The 15,440-nt window shown below is 66.5% G+C and carries 18 protein-coding genes; 6 read left to right on the plus strand and 12 right to left on the minus strand.

Annotated features, from left to right (window positions below):
• Window positions 1-101: 101 nt before the first annotated feature.
• The 9 genes from QCE64_RS20525 to QCE64_RS20565 all read right to left on the minus strand — a co-directional run bounded on the left by QCE64_RS20525 (window position 102) and on the right by QCE64_RS20565 (window position 8,108).
• Window positions 102-1,313, minus strand: a complete 1,212-nt coding sequence (locus tag QCE64_RS20525; RefSeq protein WP_309923014.1) for a cyclopropane-fatty-acyl-phospholipid synthase family protein — start codon at window positions 1,311-1,313, stop codon at window positions 102-104.
• Window positions 1,310-2,098: a DUF1365 domain-containing protein gene (locus tag QCE64_RS20530; RefSeq protein WP_310005929.1), complete on the minus strand. Its 789-nt coding sequence runs from the start codon at window positions 2,096-2,098 to the stop codon at window positions 1,310-1,312. Before QCE64_RS20530 ends, QCE64_RS20525 begins: the two co-directional genes overlap by 4 nt.
• Window positions 2,095-3,396 (minus strand): FAD-dependent oxidoreductase, encoded by a 1,302-nt coding sequence (locus QCE64_RS20535; RefSeq protein WP_310005931.1) that lies wholly within the window; start codon window positions 3,394-3,396, stop codon window positions 2,095-2,097. The genes QCE64_RS20530 and QCE64_RS20535 overlap by 4 nt, the downstream gene beginning before the upstream one ends.
• 72 nt (window positions 3,397-3,468) lie before the next feature.
• On the minus strand, window positions 3,469-4,065 hold the full coding sequence (locus tag QCE64_RS20540; protein ID WP_309923021.1) for a lipocalin family protein: 597 nt from the start codon (window positions 4,063-4,065) through the stop codon (window positions 3,469-3,471).
• The gene (locus QCE64_RS20545) at window positions 4,062-5,183 is read right to left on the minus strand and encodes a cyclopropane-fatty-acyl-phospholipid synthase family protein (RefSeq protein ID WP_310005933.1); all 1,122 of its coding nucleotides are present in this window, start codon (window positions 5,181-5,183) and stop codon (window positions 4,062-4,064) included. The genes QCE64_RS20540 and QCE64_RS20545 overlap by 4 nt, the downstream gene beginning before the upstream one ends.
• A 28-nt stretch (window positions 5,184-5,211) precedes the next feature.
• Window positions 5,212-5,991, minus strand: coding sequence for a DUF1295 domain-containing protein (locus QCE64_RS20550; protein ID WP_310005934.1), 780 nt, complete (start codon window positions 5,989-5,991; stop codon window positions 5,212-5,214).
• 174 nt (window positions 5,992-6,165) lie between these two features.
• Window positions 6,166-6,906, minus strand: a complete 741-nt coding sequence (locus tag QCE64_RS20555; protein WP_309923026.1) for an anti-sigma factor domain-containing protein — start codon at window positions 6,904-6,906, stop codon at window positions 6,166-6,168.
• Window positions 6,903-7,493: a sigma-70 family RNA polymerase sigma factor gene (locus QCE64_RS20560; RefSeq protein WP_310005936.1), complete on the minus strand. Its 591-nt coding sequence runs from the start codon at window positions 7,491-7,493 to the stop codon at window positions 6,903-6,905. The genes QCE64_RS20555 and QCE64_RS20560 overlap by 4 nt, the downstream gene beginning before the upstream one ends.
• Before the next feature lie 171 nt (window positions 7,494-7,664).
• Entirely contained in the window at window positions 7,665-8,108 is a 444-nt protein-coding gene (locus tag QCE64_RS20565) for an SET domain-containing protein (RefSeq protein ID WP_309923029.1), read from the minus strand.
• Window positions 8,109-8,200: 92 nt separating this feature from the next.
• Here QCE64_RS20565 and QCE64_RS20570 point away from each other — a divergent pair, with 92 nt between their 5' ends.
• Window positions 8,201-8,404, plus strand: a complete 204-nt coding sequence (locus QCE64_RS20570; protein ID WP_309923031.1) for a hypothetical protein — start codon at window positions 8,201-8,203, stop codon at window positions 8,402-8,404.
• Window positions 8,405-8,415: 11 nt separating this feature from the next.
• On the opposite strand, the gene QCE64_RS20575 is transcribed toward QCE64_RS20570, so the two are convergent.
• Window positions 8,416-8,694 carry a hypothetical protein gene (locus QCE64_RS20575; RefSeq protein ID WP_310005938.1) on the minus strand — a complete coding sequence of 93 codons (279 nt, stop codon included), beginning with the start codon at window positions 8,692-8,694 and terminating at the stop codon, window positions 8,416-8,418.
• Window positions 8,695-8,726: 32 nt separating this feature from the next.
• The gene (locus tag QCE64_RS20580) at window positions 8,727-9,782 is read right to left on the minus strand and encodes a DMT family transporter (protein ID WP_310005940.1); all 1,056 of its coding nucleotides are present in this window, start codon (window positions 9,780-9,782) and stop codon (window positions 8,727-8,729) included.
• 143 nt (window positions 9,783-9,925) lie between these two features.
• Here QCE64_RS20580 and QCE64_RS20585 point away from each other — a divergent pair, with 143 nt between their 5' ends.
• Together QCE64_RS20585 and QCE64_RS20590 are read left to right on the plus strand one after the other, a co-directional pair.
• The gene (locus QCE64_RS20585) at window positions 9,926-10,240 is read left to right on the plus strand and encodes a hypothetical protein (protein ID WP_309932941.1); all 315 of its coding nucleotides are present in this window, start codon (window positions 9,926-9,928) and stop codon (window positions 10,238-10,240) included.
• A 108-nt stretch (window positions 10,241-10,348) separates the two neighbouring features.
• Window positions 10,349-10,687 carry a cupin domain-containing protein gene (locus QCE64_RS20590; protein WP_310005942.1) on the plus strand — a complete coding sequence of 113 codons (339 nt, stop codon included), beginning with the start codon at window positions 10,349-10,351 and terminating at the stop codon, window positions 10,685-10,687.
• On the opposite strand, the gene QCE64_RS20595 is transcribed toward QCE64_RS20590, so the two are convergent.
• Complete coding sequence (locus tag QCE64_RS20595) at window positions 10,684-11,586, minus strand: LysR family transcriptional regulator (protein WP_309923041.1); 903 nt, start codon at window positions 11,584-11,586, stop codon at window positions 10,684-10,686. The two genes, QCE64_RS20590 and QCE64_RS20595, sit on opposite strands and share 4 nt — an antisense overlap.
• A 144-nt stretch (window positions 11,587-11,730) precedes the next feature.
• On the opposite strand from QCE64_RS20595, the gene QCE64_RS20600 reads away from it, so the two are divergent.
• The 3 genes from QCE64_RS20600 to QCE64_RS20610 all read left to right on the plus strand — a co-directional run bounded on the left by QCE64_RS20600 (window position 11,731) and on the right by QCE64_RS20610 (window position 15,389).
• Window positions 11,731-12,672, plus strand: a complete 942-nt coding sequence (locus tag QCE64_RS20600) for a hydroxymethylglutaryl-CoA lyase (protein ID WP_310005944.1) — start codon at window positions 11,731-11,733, stop codon at window positions 12,670-12,672.
• Window positions 12,673-12,679: 7 nt separating this feature from the next.
• On the plus strand, window positions 12,680-13,837 hold the full coding sequence (locus QCE64_RS20605; RefSeq protein ID WP_309932943.1) for a CaiB/BaiF CoA-transferase family protein: 1,158 nt from the start codon (window positions 12,680-12,682) through the stop codon (window positions 13,835-13,837).
• A gap of 112 nt (window positions 13,838-13,949) precedes the next feature.
• Window positions 13,950-15,389 carry an MFS transporter gene (locus QCE64_RS20610; RefSeq protein WP_310005946.1) on the plus strand — a complete coding sequence of 480 codons (1,440 nt, stop codon included), beginning with the start codon at window positions 13,950-13,952 and terminating at the stop codon, window positions 15,387-15,389.
• Window positions 15,390-15,440: the final 51 nt, after the last annotated feature.

Consider the following 15,440-nt stretch of genomic DNA (forward strand, 5'->3'; position numbering starts at 1 on the left):
TGCTACTTCACGTAGCTCACGCTACACAAAGGTGGTCTCGAGTTTGGGCCCCTGCTCACGCGGGGCCCGTTTTTTCTCTCGAGCAGACTCGCTGCGGCGTGTCACGTGCCGTGCGAGACCACGAAGTGCATGACGTCCGTGCGGGCTTCGTCGAAGCCCGCTTCGCAATAGGCAAGATAGAGGCGCCAGGTGCGCATGAACGCCTCGTCGAAGCCCAGCGCGCGCACCGCGTCCGCGCGCGCTTCGAACGCGCGGCGCCAGTGGCGCAACGTGCGCGCGTAGTCCGGGCCGAAGGAGAGTGTGGCGTGTGCGTGGAGTTTCGCGCGTCGCGCGGCGCGAACGAAGCGTTCCGGGCTGGGCAGCATGCCGCCGGGAAAGATGCTCTCGCGGATGAAATCGCTGGAGGCGCGGTACGCGGGAAAGTGCGCATCGCCAATGGTGATGGACTGCACCAGCGCCTGCGCGCCCGGTTTCAGGCAGCGTCGCAGCATGCGGAAGTAGGCCGGCCAATACGCTTCGCCCACGGCCTCGAACATCTCGATGGAGACAATCGCGTCATAGCGGCCGTGCAGGTCGCGGTAGTCGCGCAGTTCGAACTCGACGAGACCGGTCAGACCCTCGCGCTGGGTCTGTTCGAGCGCCCAGGCATGTTGCGCGGGCGAAATCGTTACGCCATGCACGTGAATGCCCTGGCGCGCTGCGTGCCGCGCGAAACCGCCCCAGCCGCAACCGCTTTCGAGCACCTGCATCCCGGCGCGCAAGCCGAGTGTCTCGATAATGCGCTGGTACTTCCGCTCCTGCGCCGATGCGAGGGAACGATGCGCGTCGCCTTCGAAGCAGGCGCTCGAATAGGTCATCGTCGGGTCGAGCCAGAGCGCGTAGAAGTCGTTGCCGAGATCGTAATGCGCGTGGATGTTGCGGCGGCTGCCGGCGCGCGTGTTCAGCCGCAGGCGGTGTCGCAGCGTGTTCCACCCTTGCGCCAGCACGCCGCCCACCACTGTGCGTTGCAGCGCCGCCTCGTTGCGGAGCGCGAGGCGCAGCACGGCGCACGGGTCCGGCGTGTCGAGCCAGCCATCGCGATACGCCTGCGCAAAGCCGATGTCGCCCGCGCGCAGGATCGCCCGGCAGGCGCGCCAGTCATGAATGTAGAGTCGCGCGGCAGGCTGCATCAACGGGTCGCCGAAGACGCACCGGTCGCCGTCCGGCGTCACGAGCACCAGATGGCCGACGCGAATGCGCCGCAGCAGACCCATAAAGCACCGTGCGGCGAACGGCATGGCCGTTTGCGCGGAGAATGACCGCAGCAAATTCATGATCGGACCTTGTTGTTGGATTCGTTCGTATGGTTTGGATCGGCTTGACTCGGCGGATGCCGGCCATGGAAAGGCACGCGCTTGAGCCAGAGCCTGAGCGCCTGCCAATGAATCCGCACGATGACCCCGGCGGCGAGCAACGGCTGACGCAACAGCGTGCGCCATGCCAGCGCGGCGGTGAGCGGCCGCGCATCGAGACCCAGTGCGGTCCGGATCAGCAGGCCGTCCGGGTCGCGGTAGTCGATGGCCAGCGAAAGATGCGCGCCGCGCCGGCGCACCCGGAACGTGTAGTCGCCGGTGACGTCGCAGAAGGGCGAGACATGCAGGGTCTTGCGGCACGTCAGCTCGGTGCCCGCCGTGATGACGGCATGATCCGGCGCGCTCAGCAGATAACCGCGACGCTCGCCGAAGGTATTGCGCACGTCGGCGTAGAGCGCGCGCAACGCGCCCGCCCGATCATGGCAGAACCAGAAGCTCACCGGATTGAAGCCACGGCCCAACACGCGCGGAATGGTCAGCAGCCGGATGACGCCATCGGCGGGAATGCCGGCCTCGGCCAGACGCGCGCGCATCCAGTGTTCGAGATTGCTGCCGTCGCGCGGACCATGGTCGCGTGTGAACAGCGCAAAGAGCCGCGTCCGGTCGATGCCGAACCAGCTGCTTTGCAGCGCGTCGAGCCCGGCGACGTCGCATTCCACGTAACACACCGGATAGTCAAAACGATGGTGCGCGGGGCGCAGCCGTTCGTGCATCACGCGGCCTGTCAGCAGGCGAGCCGTCGTCATGGCTGCGCCCAGGCCGGCGTCACGCCGAAGTCGCGGGCCACGCGCAACGCCGACTTCAGCCCATCTTCGTGGAAGCCATAGCCGGTCCAGGCGCCCGCATACCACGTGCGGCGCGTGCCTTGCAGCGTCGGGAGATGCGCTTGCGCGTCGATGGCCGCGAGGTCGAGCAGCGGATGTTCGTAGTCGTAGCAGCCGAGCATCGTGCCGGGCGCGGGTTCATCGACGGGATTGAGCGTGACGACCAACGGCGTCTTGAAAGGCAGCGGCTGCAGCTGGTTGAGCAGATAGCTGACGCAGACCGGCGCGGCGTGTTCGTCGGCGTCTTGCGCGCGTGCGCCGCCAAGATAATTCCACGCCGACCACACCCGGCGGCGGCGCGGCAGCAGCGCCGGATCCGTATGCAGCATCGCCACATTGCGTCGGTAACGCACTGCCCCGAGCAGCGCGCGTTCGGCGGCAGAGGCGTCGTCGAGCAGGCGCAGGCTCGTCGGCGCGTGCGTGGCGAGCACGACGGCATCGAAACGCTCCGGACCGCCTTCATCCGTCATCACCGCGACGCCCTCGTCATCGCGCCGCACGCCGCGCACCGGCGTGTTCGTCCGCACGTCGTCGAGCGTGGCCGCGATGCGGCGCACATAGTCGCGCGCGCCGCCCGCCACGGTTTTCCATGGCGGCCGGTCGTTGACCTGCAACAGCGCGTGATTGAGGCAAAACCGCAAAAAGGTGGCGGCGGGAAAGCGCAGGACGTCGCCGGCGGCGCTCGACCAGATGGCAGCGGCCATCGGCAACAGATAGCGGCGCTGGAACGGCGCGCCGTAACCGTGCTCGGCGAGCAGTTCGCCGACCGAGCAGCGGTTGGCGCTGGCGTGCTCCAGATGCCGCGGCGCGGACGCGTTGAAGCGCAGGATGTCGCGCAACATGCCGATGAACGACGGCGAGAACAGATTGCGTCGCTGCGCGAAGACGGTGTTCAGGTTCGTGCCGGCCCATTCGAAGCGTCCGCCATCGAGCGACACGGAAAACGACATCTCGGTGCGGTGCGCGGCGACCCCCAATTCGTCGAACAGCGCGATGAGATTCGGATAGGTGCGGTCGTTGAACACCAGAAAGCCCGTATCGACGGGATGCCGCTCGCCGTCGAGCGTCACGTCCACGGTATGCGAATGGCCGCCGAGATAGTCGGCGGATTCAAAGAGCGTCACACGATGCGCACGCGCCAGCAGGTACGCGCTCGCGAGACCGGCGATCCCCGCGCCGATCACCGCGATGCGCTGTCCTGCTTCTGTCGATGGCTTCATGCTGCGGGTCTCCTCGCGCGCAATGCTCTTGCGGAAGATACGCAGCAGCTTCGTGTCCGGATGCATCCGGCGCTAGTCGCGCTGGCCGGGGCTCTGAAACCCTGGCTGCCCGATCTGCTCGGGCGATTGCGGCACGCGCCGGAAGCGCGCGGTGTCGTAGCCCATCGAGTCGAGGCGGGCGAGCAGCGAACGGTAGACGTCGTCGCTCATGGTCGGCTCGCGGGAGAAGATCCAGCCGAGCTTCTTGTTCGGATAGCCGAGAATCGTGTAGCGATAGTCCGGGTCCACGTACAGCGTCATCTGCGTCACGTGCACCGGCCAGAACGGCTGCACGCTCCATTCGCCGCCGTTGCTGCCGGGCTTCACCGTGTCGACGAAATGGTGCGTCGTTTCCTTTTCCTCGAAGCCATTCTTTCGACCATGAAAGACGTCGTCGATCTTGCCGTCCGGCCGCAGCGACCACTCCACATGCGTGCCCACGTAATCGCGCTCGGCGAAGTAGGGAATGTTCGCGATGACGTACCAGCGCCCCATGTAGCGCGGCAAGTCGACAGGCACGGTGCGGAGCGGCTGATCCGCGCGCGGATTCGGATTCGGGGGACTGGAGCACGCGGCCACGGCCGCGACGACGCCCACTCCGATCAACGCCACAATGAGCGCACGCTTCATGATCTGACCTCCGCGACAGGTTTTTCGAGCAGATAGTGCGCGACGCCCCATTCGCCGCCGCGCGCGTAGCCGAACAGTTCCGCGACCGCCATGTAGAACATGCGCCAGCGCTGGAACCAGACGGCGGCGGCGTCGCCATAGGCGTCGCGCAGGATCGGCATGATGCGGGAACGGGCGGCGTCGAGGGCGGCGAGCCACTGGTTGGCGGTGCGCTCATAGTGCGTGCCGTCCAGCCACCATTGCTGCGTGACGCGCAGATCCTCGTCGAAATGCCGCAGCAGGGACGCGGACGGCATCGTGCCGCCGGTGAAGAAGTAGCGCGACATCCAGTCGCTGCCGTCGCGCGACGTGAAGTGATAGGCAAGCGTCCGATGCGCGAACAGATGGACGAACAGCAGCCCGTCGGCGTTGAGCCAGCCTGCTATCTTGGCGAGCAGGCGCCCGTAGTTCTTCATGTGCTCGAACATCTCGATCGACAGGATGCGGTCGAACGGTGCGTCCGCGCCGCGTGTGAAGTCGAATTCGAAATCGACGATATTGCCCGTCACCACCCGCAGGTTGCCGACGCCGCGCTCGCGCGCCCGCGCTTCGATGAACGCGCGCTGGCCGTGCGAGTTCGAGAGCGCCACCACTTGCGCGCGCGGATAGCGTTCGGCGATCCACAGCGCAAGCGCGCCCCAGCCGCAGCCGAGATCGAGAATGCGCTGGCCATCGGCGAGACGGGCGCGCTCCGCGTAGAGCTCGAGCATCGCCTGTTCGGCCTGCAGCAGCGTTTCATCGCCGCACGGATAGTAGCTGCACGAGTACTTCAGGCGCGCGCCGAGATGCGCCTCGAAGAAGGCGTCCGGCAACTCGTAGTGCTGTGCGTTGGCCGCCTGCGTTTCGATGGCGATCGGACTTGCGCGCAGTTCGCCCACGAAGCGCTCGAAGGCCTGCTCGCGCAGGGCGGCATCGTCGGCGTGCTCGTCGGCGAGACGGCGGCGCATCAGCGCGCGCATGCCGGCGCGCATCAGCACATCGGGAACCCAGCCACGCTCGCAGGCGCGGAGGATCCAGTTTTCATCCAGCGCCGGCATGGCGTTGGCAAGCGTGCGCGATTCCGGGACGGTGGAGGTCATCGTGTCGGGGTCTCCTTGTCAGGCTCTGTCAGGCGCGTTTCGGCGGCCACGGCACCAGCACGCTCGTGGTGCGCATGTAGTCGCGATAGCCGTCGCGCGTCGCGGCCAGGCGTGCTTCGAGAATCGGAATACCCGAAACCTTCAGCAGCAGCCACGCCATCAGCACAGGCGGAGCAAGCGTGACCCACGCCCACGGCAGCCCGATGGAAAGCGCCGTGTACGCCAGCCAGTGCACGCATTCGAAGAAGTAGTTCGGATGACGCGAGTAACGCCACAAGCCTTCCTGGCACACCTTGCCGCGATGGGCCGGATCGGCGGCGAAACGCTTTAGCTGCCTGTCGGCAACTGCTTCGCCCGTGACCGCGACGATCCAGATCGCGATGGCCGCGACGATGTTCCCCGCGCTCGCCGGCTCGACGGCATAGGCGGGCACGAAGAACGCGGCCGCGAGCAGCATCGAGATGACGGCCTGCAACTGGAAGAACCAGAACATGTTGCGTGCGGCGCGCTTGCCCCAGCGTTCGCGGAATGCGTGGTAGCGCGGGTCTTCAGGCTTGCCGTGATTGCGGCGCCACAGGTGCAGCGCGAGGCGGCCGCCCCACAGCAGGCCGCCCAAGGCGACGCACGCGCGATTGAGTGGCGCACCTGTTGCGCTCGCGGCGATGAACAGCGCGACGATGCCGAGCGTGGCGGCCCACACCGGATCGACCATGCCGGCGTTTTCGGTGCGGAGTTGCTGGAGCCATGCGGCCGCGAAGACCAGCACGAGTCCGGCGACCACGATGACGAGTGTGACGATGAAGGGCATGGGCGAATCCATATCGATGCTCTCATTGAGCAATACGGATGCCGCGCGTGTCTGGATGCGGTTCGCCGCCGGCGAACGAAAAGTCGACGTCTCCCGTGCAAGGGACTTTCGCAGTGACGCCGTGACGCGCGGCGGAGCGCGGCTGCGCTCACGCCCGCCCTGCAATAAAGCGCGTCAGGTTGTATGCATGGCGCCAGTGCCGAGCACCGGACCGGTCGGCGCGCCCGTGGGCGAACCGCCCGACGGTTCGTCGGACACGGCGAGCACGGCCTGCGCATTCAGCTGCGCCATGATCTCGGGCGGCAAGGACATGGTCGCGGGCTGGTCGGACGGAAACACGCCGAGCGGGATCGGCTTGGCGTTCGGCGGGATCAGCCACAGTTCCGTCGTGCGCCCCGCCGGCAGGGAGACGCGCGCAGCGGGTATCACGACCATGCGTGCGCGCCGCACGTCGACGGTTGCCGTCCAGTGCGGGACGCCGTCCTTGGGCGCGATCGACGCGACCATGTACTCGCTCGACGCGGCCGTGGTGGCTGGCGCCTGCGTCGTCTGGCGCGTCCAGTTGAAGTTCACGCCGAGCAGCACGAGCGCGGCGACGCTCGCGCCGATGGTCAGCCAGCGCCACAGGCTCAGGCTGTCCCACCAGCGTTGGCCGGGCGCCTGGGCAACGTCCGCTTGCGGCGACAGGAAGCCCAGGTCGCGGCGGATGCGCGTCCAGACGCGCGCGGGCGGCTCAATCGGGCCGATATCCTGCGCGAGCGGCGCGAGCCGTTGCTGCCATGCGTCGAGCAGGCGTTGCAGGGCGGCGTCGCGCGTCACGTCGGCTTCGAACGCCGCGCGCTCGTTCGCGTCCAGCACGCCGAGTGCGTACTCGGCGCAGCGCAGATCGTCGTCGTCGCGAAGGGGCGTGTTCATTGTTCGAGGCAGGTCTTGAGCTGCATCAGGCTGCGGCGGATCCAGCTCTTCATCGTGCCGAGCGGCACGGCGAGACGCTGCGCGAGTTCGCTATAGGTTGCGCCGGTGAAAAAGGCTTCACGGATCGCGCTTTTCTGTTGCGCTTCCAGCCGGTCCAGACAGAGTTCGAGGCGACGCCGTTCTTCGTTCCATTCCGCGGCGGCAGCGGGCGTGGGCGCTTCGTCGGCGAGTTCAGGGGTTTCATCGTCGCCGAGCAGTTCTTCGCGATGCTGACGCAGCCGGTCGATCGTGCGATTGCGTCCGAGCGTGATGAGCCACGTGATGGCGCTGCCGCGCGCGGGATCGAACGTGTCCGCGCGGCGCCAGGCGCTGGCATAGACGTCCTGCAGGATGTCTTCCGCTTCGGCGCGATCATGCACCATGCGCACGATGACGCCGAACACACGCGCCGACGTGTCCCGGTAGAGCGCGGCGAAAGCCTGCTCGTCGCCGCTGGCAACGCTCACGAGCAACCGGTTCGCGCGTTCGCGGCGCTCGCGGTCGGCATCGGCGGAAGGTTCGGTGCTGCCTGCAAAGGGGTCCGTCATGGGCAGAAAGGGCCGCGCTGCGCTCCAGGCTGGGTATGTCGCGCAATATAGCATTGCTGCCCGCCGTTCAGTCCCTGTCTCCATTTCGCTTTGCGCTCCGCCGCTCGCCTTCACTCCATACGGATGACGCGGCAAGCAGGATGCGCCGGAGCTTTCGCCGACGGCCGGAGACTAGCGTGGGCGCGACAGCATCGTGCCGCGGCAAGCGCTCGCGAGACAGCGGCACGCATAGAGTTGCTTGACGGCTGCGGTGCGGCGGCCATCGACGGTCAGACGATAGTCGATGAACAATTCCTGACCACGCTCGATTGGCGAGATGGCGCGGATGAACACGCGTTCGCCGTCCTGCTCCGCCTCGCAGTTCGGCGCGCAGCTGTGATTGAGCCAGCGCGCCGAGTTGCCGCCGCGTGCACCGTCGATCACGCTGCCGTCGTCGAGACCGAACAGGAATGTGTGGCCGTCCTCGGGGCTCGAGCGTGCATGCACGCGTTGCGCTTCCTTCCATGAAACACGCAGGCCTTTGTATTCGAGCAGCAGAGTGCCTGGCGACAGATCGGCGAGGGCGAAGACGCCCCGGCCATGAACGGGCGAAGTCCGGACAGTGATTCGGCGCATGGTGTGGCGGTTCGCGTTTGGGGACGATGAGTAATTGAGGGATGACGTTCGCGTCGTTATGATGTGGCCGTCATAAATCGCTGTCATCTGCCATGCCCGCAGTTTCCCTCCGCAAGAGCACAAAGCGCAAGCCGTCACGCGGCATGCTTGCGCGTTATCGGAACAGGATCGTCGAAGTGCTCGGGGAGGCACGCGGCCAGCGCGTGATGATACGGTCGATTCATGACGACGGCGTGGAGCGGCGCACGGCCGTCAAGTGGATCAACTTGATGCCGCTCGAAATGGAACTGTTCTGAAGCGTTCACCGCTAGCCGCGCAACAGGCCGCGCGCCTGTTCGAGCAATGCAGCCGCCGCGAGAAACTCCTTGCGGCCCGCGAGGGTGAGCGCGGCGGTCGCGGTGTCCTTGAAGAGCTCGTCGTTCGACACGGCGGGCGCCTTGGTGTCATTCACGCGCGCTTTCAGCAAGCGAAAATACGCCAGCGTTTCGAACGCTTCCGCGCGTTGCTCCGCGGGCGCGTCTGCCGCGATCAATTCCGCCGCGCCAGTCAATTGCGCGATGGCCTGTGCGTAGTCCGGGCGTTCCATCTGCGTCTCCTTGCTTCGTGGTGAATGGTGCGCTAGCCGTGTGCATGCCGGTGATGCACGTCCGGAAAATGTGCGTGCGTATGGGTGATCGGAAGATGCGCGTGCGGATGCGTATGCGGCTCGTCACCGTCGTAGGGAAAGTCGTGCTCGTGCCGATGATGCGCGTCGTGTGTGTGACGATGCGTGTGCGCGAGCGGCTCGTGCGTGTGTTCGTGCTCGTGACGTTCGCGCACGTGCAGCCAGACGCCGAACGCCATCAGCACGGCGGCGATCCAGAACAACGCGCCCGGCGCATGCGGCCAGATGGCCAGTGAGATCGCGACGCCGAACACCGGCGCAACGGAGAAGTACGCGCCCGTGCGCGCCGTGCCCAGGTGCCGCAGCGCGATCACGAACATCACGAGGCTCACGCCATAGCCGGCGAAACCGGTCGCCATGGCGGCGAACAGCGGCGCCGGCGCGGGCAGACGTGCGCCCAGCGCGAACGCGATGCAGAGATTCGTCACGCCCGCGACGAGCCCTTTCGCGCACGCGATGAGCGTGGCGTCCGCAGCCGAGATCTTGCGCGTCAGATTGTTGTCGATGGCCCAGCACGCGCACGCCAGCACGATCAGCAACGCGCCGCCCGGCAGGCCGCTGCCGCTCGTTGCATCCGGTTGCCAGGCGAGCACGACGCCGCCCGCGACGATCGCCGCCATGCCGAGGAACACTTGCCGGTCGACGTTCTCGCGGAACACGAGCCACGCGATGGCGGCGGTCAGCACGCCTTCGAGATTGAGCAACAGCGCGCTCGTCGAGGCGGGCGTGCTGGTGAGCCCGAGCATCAGCAGCGCGGGACCCGCGACGCCGCCCGCGACGATCGCTCCCGCGAGCCAGGGAAGCTCGCCGGCGCGCAATCCGTTCGAATGATTGGCCCCTGAACGCAACAGGATGACGCCGCTCAGGCCGATGCCGCTGCCCAGATAGAACAATCCCGCGACCATGAACGGCGGCACGCCGCCGAGCAGGATCTTGGCGACGGGCGTGGCGGCGCCGAAAAGCGCGGCGGCGCCGAGGGCGATCACGATGGCGGTGAAGCGGCTGGACATGGCGAGGCGGCCGGGGATTCGACAAAGGTTCAGTGTAGAACGCATCGTCGCGAGCGCGACTCCCTGCGCACGCTCATTTTTCTCTCATTCTCGCGGAGCAGACTCCCTTCATCGACAAACAAACAAGCAGTGAGGAGAGGACCATGAAAACGATCGGCGCAGAAAAAATGAAAATGCTCAAGAAAGTCATCCTCGCGGCCAAGCTGACCTTCGGCATCGCGACGGTGGCTTACGCGCATCCGTTCATCGGCGTGGGCATTCTCGGCGGGCCGGTGTTTCCGGTCGCGTCCAGCGCCCAGAGCGCGCCGCCGCTGCCCGTCTATCCCCGTGCGACGGATTCCGGCCCCGCGCCGCTGCCGCTCGATGCGCCTCCCGTCACGTATGCATCGCCGGTCATCGGCAACTTCGCGGCCATCATGGGCCATGCGAACAATGCCAACGTTCAGGGCGGTATCTGAAGCCGGCATGCGTGAATGAAGCTCACATACGCGTCAGAAACATTCGTTTGTGCCGCGTTGCGTGCGGCGTTAGGCTGAAGCGTTCCAGCTGATCGATTGCGTCCGCACATGACCGATTCCATCGACTACGCCGCCCTCGCCGATGCTGCCCGCGACGGCTACCTGAACCGCGTGATCGCGAACGTCAACGATCACGCCGTCCACCTGAGCGTGATGGACGCGCCTTACCGCTGGCATCTCCATCCGGATTCTGACGAGACGTTCATCGGCGTGGAGGGCACGCTGGTCATCGATTTCGAGGAAGGCGCGGTCGAGTTGCACGCCGGCGAGTTGCTGACGGTGCCGGCCGGCAAGATCCATTGCACGCGTCCCGGCGGCGCGCGCTCCGTCAATCTGACGGTCGAAAAGAAAGACGCCCAAACCGTGTTCTGCGAAGCGCCCGGCTAGCGCCGCGCCCGGGTTTCCAGATGTTCGACGAGACGTTGCGCCGCAGGCTGCAACGTGTCGAAATCCCTGAAGCAGATCACAAAGCGGCGCGCGGCGAAGTCGTCGGACAGCGGGACCGCCGCGATGCCGAGCGCCTCCCGGTAGGTGCCGGCCACTTCCATCGGCACGACGCTGATGCCCAGCCCGGCCGCGACGACGCGAAACGCCGCGTCGAAGCTCGACACGATCACGCGATACGACATCGACTTGCCCGCCTGCGCTGCTGCGCGCTGGAGCATCGTGTGAACGGCGGTGGCGGGCGGCAGGCCGACATGCTCGAACGCGAGCGATTCCTCGAAGCTGACCGAGCGCCGCCGCGCCAGCGGATGATCCGGCGGCACCGCGAGCGCCAGCCGGTCGTGCCGGTAGGTGCGGTGTTGCAGCCCGCGCAGATCGACGCTGTCCCAGCACACGCCCACCGACGCCACGCCTTCGCGCAACTGCCGCACGAGTTCGTGCGACAGCCGCTCTTCCACGTCCACCTTGATGTTCTGGTTGGCCGGCTCGCGCATGAACGACGCGATATCGTCGAGCAGCGCTTCCGCGATCGCCGATGCCGACGCGCAAATGCTCACGCGTCCGACCAGACCGCTGCCGAACGCGGCGACGTCGTTGGCGATGCGCTCCATGGTGAACAGCACGCTGCGCGCGTGTTCCAGCAGCGCGCCGCCGGCCGGCGTGGGTTCGACGCCGCGTCGCGAGCGCGTCAGCAGCGGCACGCCGAGCGCCGTCTCCAGCTGCGCGATGCGCTTGCTGATCGCCGACGGCTCGATATGCGCCTCCTGCGCCGCGCGCGCGATGTTCTGGTGTTCGCAGACCGTCACGAACAGGCGGAGGGTCTTCAGATCGATGTCGCGCATGGCGGGCGGAGGCTCCATTGAGGTTCCGGGCGTTCCGGAGACATTCCGAACCGGAAGCGTGGAGCTTCCAAATTACCGCTTTCTGGGCAATCGCGGAATGTCTAGAGTGGAACACATACAAAGAACACCTGGAGACGAAAGCTCATGTCCGCGTTCCCCCCACGCGCCGTGATCCGCGAAGTCGGTCTGCGCGACGGTCTGCAAAGCATCCCCACGATTCTGCCGACGGCGCACAAGATCGAATGGATCGCCGCCGCTCACGCGGCCGGCCAGCGCGAAATCGAAGTCGGCTCGTTCGTGCCGGCGCGCCTCCTGCCGCAACTCGCCGACACGGCCGAACTCGTCGCCTTCGCGAAGCGTCTGCCCGGACTGTTCGTGTCCGTGCTGGTGCCGAACCTGAAGGGCGCGGAACGCGCGCTCGACACACAGGCCGATCTCATGCTCGTGCCGCTTTCCGCCACCCACGCGCACAGCCTCGCGAACCTGCGCAGGACGCCGCACGAAGTGATCGACGAAGTGGCGCGGATGCGGGCGGCACGCGACGCGTCGGGAGCCAAGACGCTGATCGAGGGCGGTATCGGCACGGCGTTCGGCTGCACGCTTCAGGGCCGCGTCGATCCCGCCGAGGTGCTGCGCCTCATGCAGGCGCTGCTCGATGCGGGCGCGGATCGCGTGAGCATCGCCGATACCGTGGGTTATGCAGGTCCTGCCGCCGTAAGCCGGCTGTTCGAACAGGCGCGGCGCATCGCGGGCGAGCGCTTCTGGTGCGGCCATTTCCACGACACCCGCGGCCTCGCGCTCGCCAACGTCCATGCCGCGCTCGACACCGGCGTCGCGCGCTTCGACGCGACGCTCGCCGGCATCGGCGGCTGTCCGCATGCGCCGGGCGCGAGCGGCAACGCGGCGAGCGAGGACCTCGCGTTCATGCTCGCCGAAATGGGCATCGAGACCGGCATCGATCTTCCCGCCCTGCTGTCGCTGCGTGCGCAACTCGCGCACTGGCTCGAAGGCGAAACGCTGCACGGCGCGCTCGCACGCGCGGGCCTGCCTGTCACATTCGCACAACCCTCCGCAATCGAAGCCTGAGGACCTCATGACTCATTCAGCCCTGCCGCTCGACGGCATTCGCGTGATCGAATTCACGCACATGGTGATGGGACCGACCTGCGGCATGATCCTCGCGGATCTCGGCGCCGAGGTCATCAAGATCGAACCGCCCGGCGGCGACAAGACGCGCAACCTGCCGGGCCTCGGCGTGGGATTCTTTCGCTCGTTCAATCGCAACAAGAAGAGCGTCGTGCTCGACCTGCACACGGACGAGGGGCGCGAAGCCGCGCTGGAACTGATCGGCGGCTGCGACGTGCTGCTCGAAAACTTCCGTCCCGGACTGATGACGAAGCTCGGGCTCGACTACGACACGCTGTCGAAGTCGTACCCGAAGCTGATCTACGTGTCGCACAAAGGCTTTCTGCCAGGCCCGTACGAGAAGCGTCTCGCGCTCGACGAAGTCGTCCAGATGATGGGCGGACTCGCCTTCATGACCGGTCCGGCGGGCCGTCCGCTGCGCGCGGGAACGTCGGTGAACGACATCATGGGCGGCATGTTCGGCGCTATCGGCGTGCTGGCCGCGTTGCGCGAACGCGAACGCGACGGCCGCGGTCAGGAAGTGCAGAGCGCGCTGTTCGAGAACTGCGTGTTCCTGTCGGCGCAACACATGCAGCAATACGCGATGACCGGCGAAGCGCCGCCGCCGATGCCGTCGCGCGTGTCGGCCTGGAGTGTGTACGACGTGTTCACGCTCGCCGACAACGAGCAGTTGTTCATCGGCGCGGTGAGCGACAAGCAGTTCGTCACGCTGTGCGACGTGCTCGAACGGCCCGACCTCGCGCGCGACCCGGCGTTTGCCACCAACGCGATGCGCGTCGCGGTGCGCCCGGCGTTGCTCGCGCGGCTCGGCGAGATTCTCGCGTTGCATCGCGTGGACGAACTCGCGCCGAAGCTCGAAGCCGCCGGCATTCCGTATGCGCCCATCGTGCGTCCCGAGCAGCTGCTCGACGATCCGCATCTGAAAGCGAGCGGCGGCCTCGTGCCGATGCAGACCGACGACGGCGGCTCGACCGATGTCGTCCTGCTGCCGCTCACGATGGGCGGACGCCGGCCCGGCGTGCGGCAACCGCTTGCGGCGGTGGGCGAGCATACCGAAGAAGTGCTGGGACAGCTGACCAAAATGACGAAAACCGTTACGGCGTGATGCATCGCGACAGGCGCATATAACAAACCGCGCCGTCGCTTACAGAGTGGCATGGGTCCGTTGCCGGCCGCAACAACGAGGCAGTCACGGACGCACCAAGGAGACAAAGACAATGCAGCCCACCTTCAGCGCGGTCGCAGAGCCGCTCGCTTCTCCCGACATCCGCGTCGACATGACGCCCGGCGCGCAGATCTCCGCGCGCATGGACCGCCTGCCGATCACGCGGCATTTGTGGATGCTCGTGTTCCTCATCTCGCTCGGCGGCTTCTTCGAAATCTACGATCTCATCTTCACAGGCTATATCGCGCCGGGCATGGCGCGCAGCGGTCTGTTGCAGACCACCACGCATGCGTTCTTCGGCTTCACCGGCATCGCCGGATTCATCGCGGCGACCTTTGCGGGACTGTTCATCGGCACCTTCTGTTTCGGCTGGCTGCCCGACCGCTATGGACGCCGCAGCGTGTTCACGGTTTCGCTGCTGTGGTACTCGATCGGCTCCGCCATCATGGCGTTCCAGACCACGCCCGAAGGCGTGATCTTCTGGCGCTTCGTGACGGGCATCGGCGTAGGTGTGGAGATCATCACCATCGACAGTTACGTCACCGAACTCGTGCCGCAACACATGCGCGGCCGCGCGATGGCGTTCAACCAGACCGTGATGTTCGCCGCCGCGCCCGTCGCCGCGCTGCTCTCGTACTGGCTCGTGCCCGAGACCGTGTTCGGCCTCGATGGCTGGCGCATCGTGGTGCTGGCGGGATCGGTGGGCGCGGTCATCGTCTGGTTCATCCGGCGCGCGGTGCCGGAAAGCCCGCGCTGGCTCGCAATGCACGGGCGTACGGAAGCATGCGAACGCGTGGTCGGCAACATCGAGCGCGTCGTCGCGCGGCAATCAGGCGAGCCGTTGCCGCCGCCCGCGGCCTTCGTCGAACAGCCGTCGCATCGGCGTGCGGCGCTCGGCGAGCTGTTCAAGGCGCCGTATCGGGCGCGCCTCATCATGCTGATTGCCTTCAACTTCTGCCAGGCGATCGGCTATTACGGTTTCGCCAACTGGGTGCCGACGCTGCTCATCGGACAGGGCGTGACCGTCACGAAGAGTCTGCTGTATTCGTTCGTCATCGCCTTCGCATTGCCGCTCGGCCCGCTGCTCGCGATGTTTTATGCCGACCGCATTCAGCGCAAGTGGTTGATCGTCGGCGGGGCGCTCGTCGTGATCGCGAGCGGTCTGGCGTTCGGACAGATGAAGTCGCCGGTCGCGCTGATCGCACTCGGCGTGCTGATCTCGCTTGCGGGCCAGACCATCTCCGTGTGCTATCACGCCTACCAGACCGAGCTCTTTCCCACTGCCGTGCGCTGCCGGGCAAGCGGCATCGTGTATTCGGCGAGCCGCGCCGGCGCGATGATGTCGGGCTTCATCATCGCGTTCCTGTTGAAGGAGTCCGGCGTGCCGGGCGTGTTCGCCGGCATCACGGTGTGCATGCTGCTGGTGGCGCTGGCGATCGGCGTGTTCGGTCCGCGAACCAACGGCTTGCGGCTCGAAGAGCTGAATCACTGAACGCGCGTGCACACGCACTTTCAATATCTTTTCGATGCGCAGTGAGTTGAA

Origin of the sequence: Caballeronia sp. LZ043 (assembly GCF_031451075.1) — a bacterium.
GTDB lineage: Bacteria > Pseudomonadota > Gammaproteobacteria > Burkholderiales > Burkholderiaceae > Caballeronia.

Excerpts from the sequence above, each read along its gene's own strand:
- QCE64_RS20610 (WP_310005946.1), top strand. The coding sequence starts at position 13,950 with ATGCAGCCCACCTTCAGCGCGGTCGCAGAGCCGCTCGCTTCTCCCGAC.
- QCE64_RS20545 (WP_310005933.1), bottom strand. The coding sequence starts at position 5,183 with ATGACCTCCACCGTCCCGGAATCGCGCACGCTTGCCAACGCCATGCCG.
- QCE64_RS20550 (WP_310005934.1), bottom strand. The coding sequence starts at position 5,991 with ATGCCCTTCATCGTCACACTCGTCATCGTGGTCGCCGGACTCGTGCTG.
- QCE64_RS20590 (WP_310005942.1), top strand. The coding sequence starts at position 10,349 with ATGACCGATTCCATCGACTACGCCGCCCTCGCCGATGCTGCCCGCGAC.
- QCE64_RS20560 (WP_310005936.1), bottom strand. The coding sequence starts at position 7,493 with ATGACGGACCCCTTTGCAGGCAGCACCGAACCTTCCGCCGATGCCGAC.
- QCE64_RS20585 (WP_309932941.1), top strand. The coding sequence starts at position 9,926 with ATGAAAACGATCGGCGCAGAAAAAATGAAAATGCTCAAGAAAGTCATC.
- QCE64_RS20525 (WP_309923014.1), bottom strand. The coding sequence starts at position 1,313 with ATGAATTTGCTGCGGTCATTCTCCGCGCAAACGGCCATGCCGTTCGCC.
- QCE64_RS20600 (WP_310005944.1), top strand. The coding sequence starts at position 11,731 with ATGTCCGCGTTCCCCCCACGCGCCGTGATCCGCGAAGTCGGTCTGCGC.
- QCE64_RS20580 (WP_310005940.1), bottom strand. The coding sequence starts at position 9,782 with ATGTCCAGCCGCTTCACCGCCATCGTGATCGCCCTCGGCGCCGCCGCG.
- QCE64_RS20605 (WP_309932943.1), top strand. The coding sequence starts at position 12,680 with ATGACTCATTCAGCCCTGCCGCTCGACGGCATTCGCGTGATCGAATTC.
- QCE64_RS20565 (WP_309923029.1), bottom strand. The coding sequence starts at position 8,108 with ATGCGCCGAATCACTGTCCGGACTTCGCCCGTTCATGGCCGGGGCGTC.
- QCE64_RS20575 (WP_310005938.1), bottom strand. The coding sequence starts at position 8,694 with ATGGAACGCCCGGACTACGCACAGGCCATCGCGCAATTGACTGGCGCG.
- QCE64_RS20555 (WP_309923026.1), bottom strand. The coding sequence starts at position 6,906 with ATGAACACGCCCCTTCGCGACGACGACGATCTGCGCTGCGCCGAGTAC.
- QCE64_RS20595 (WP_309923041.1), bottom strand. The coding sequence starts at position 11,586 with ATGCGCGACATCGATCTGAAGACCCTCCGCCTGTTCGTGACGGTCTGC.
- QCE64_RS20535 (WP_310005931.1), bottom strand. The coding sequence starts at position 3,396 with ATGAAGCCATCGACAGAAGCAGGACAGCGCATCGCGGTGATCGGCGCG.
- QCE64_RS20540 (WP_309923021.1), bottom strand. The coding sequence starts at position 4,065 with ATGAAGCGTGCGCTCATTGTGGCGTTGATCGGAGTGGGCGTCGTCGCG.
- QCE64_RS20530 (WP_310005929.1), bottom strand. The coding sequence starts at position 2,098 with ATGACGACGGCTCGCCTGCTGACAGGCCGCGTGATGCACGAACGGCTG.
- QCE64_RS20570 (WP_309923031.1), top strand. The coding sequence starts at position 8,201 with ATGCCCGCAGTTTCCCTCCGCAAGAGCACAAAGCGCAAGCCGTCACGC.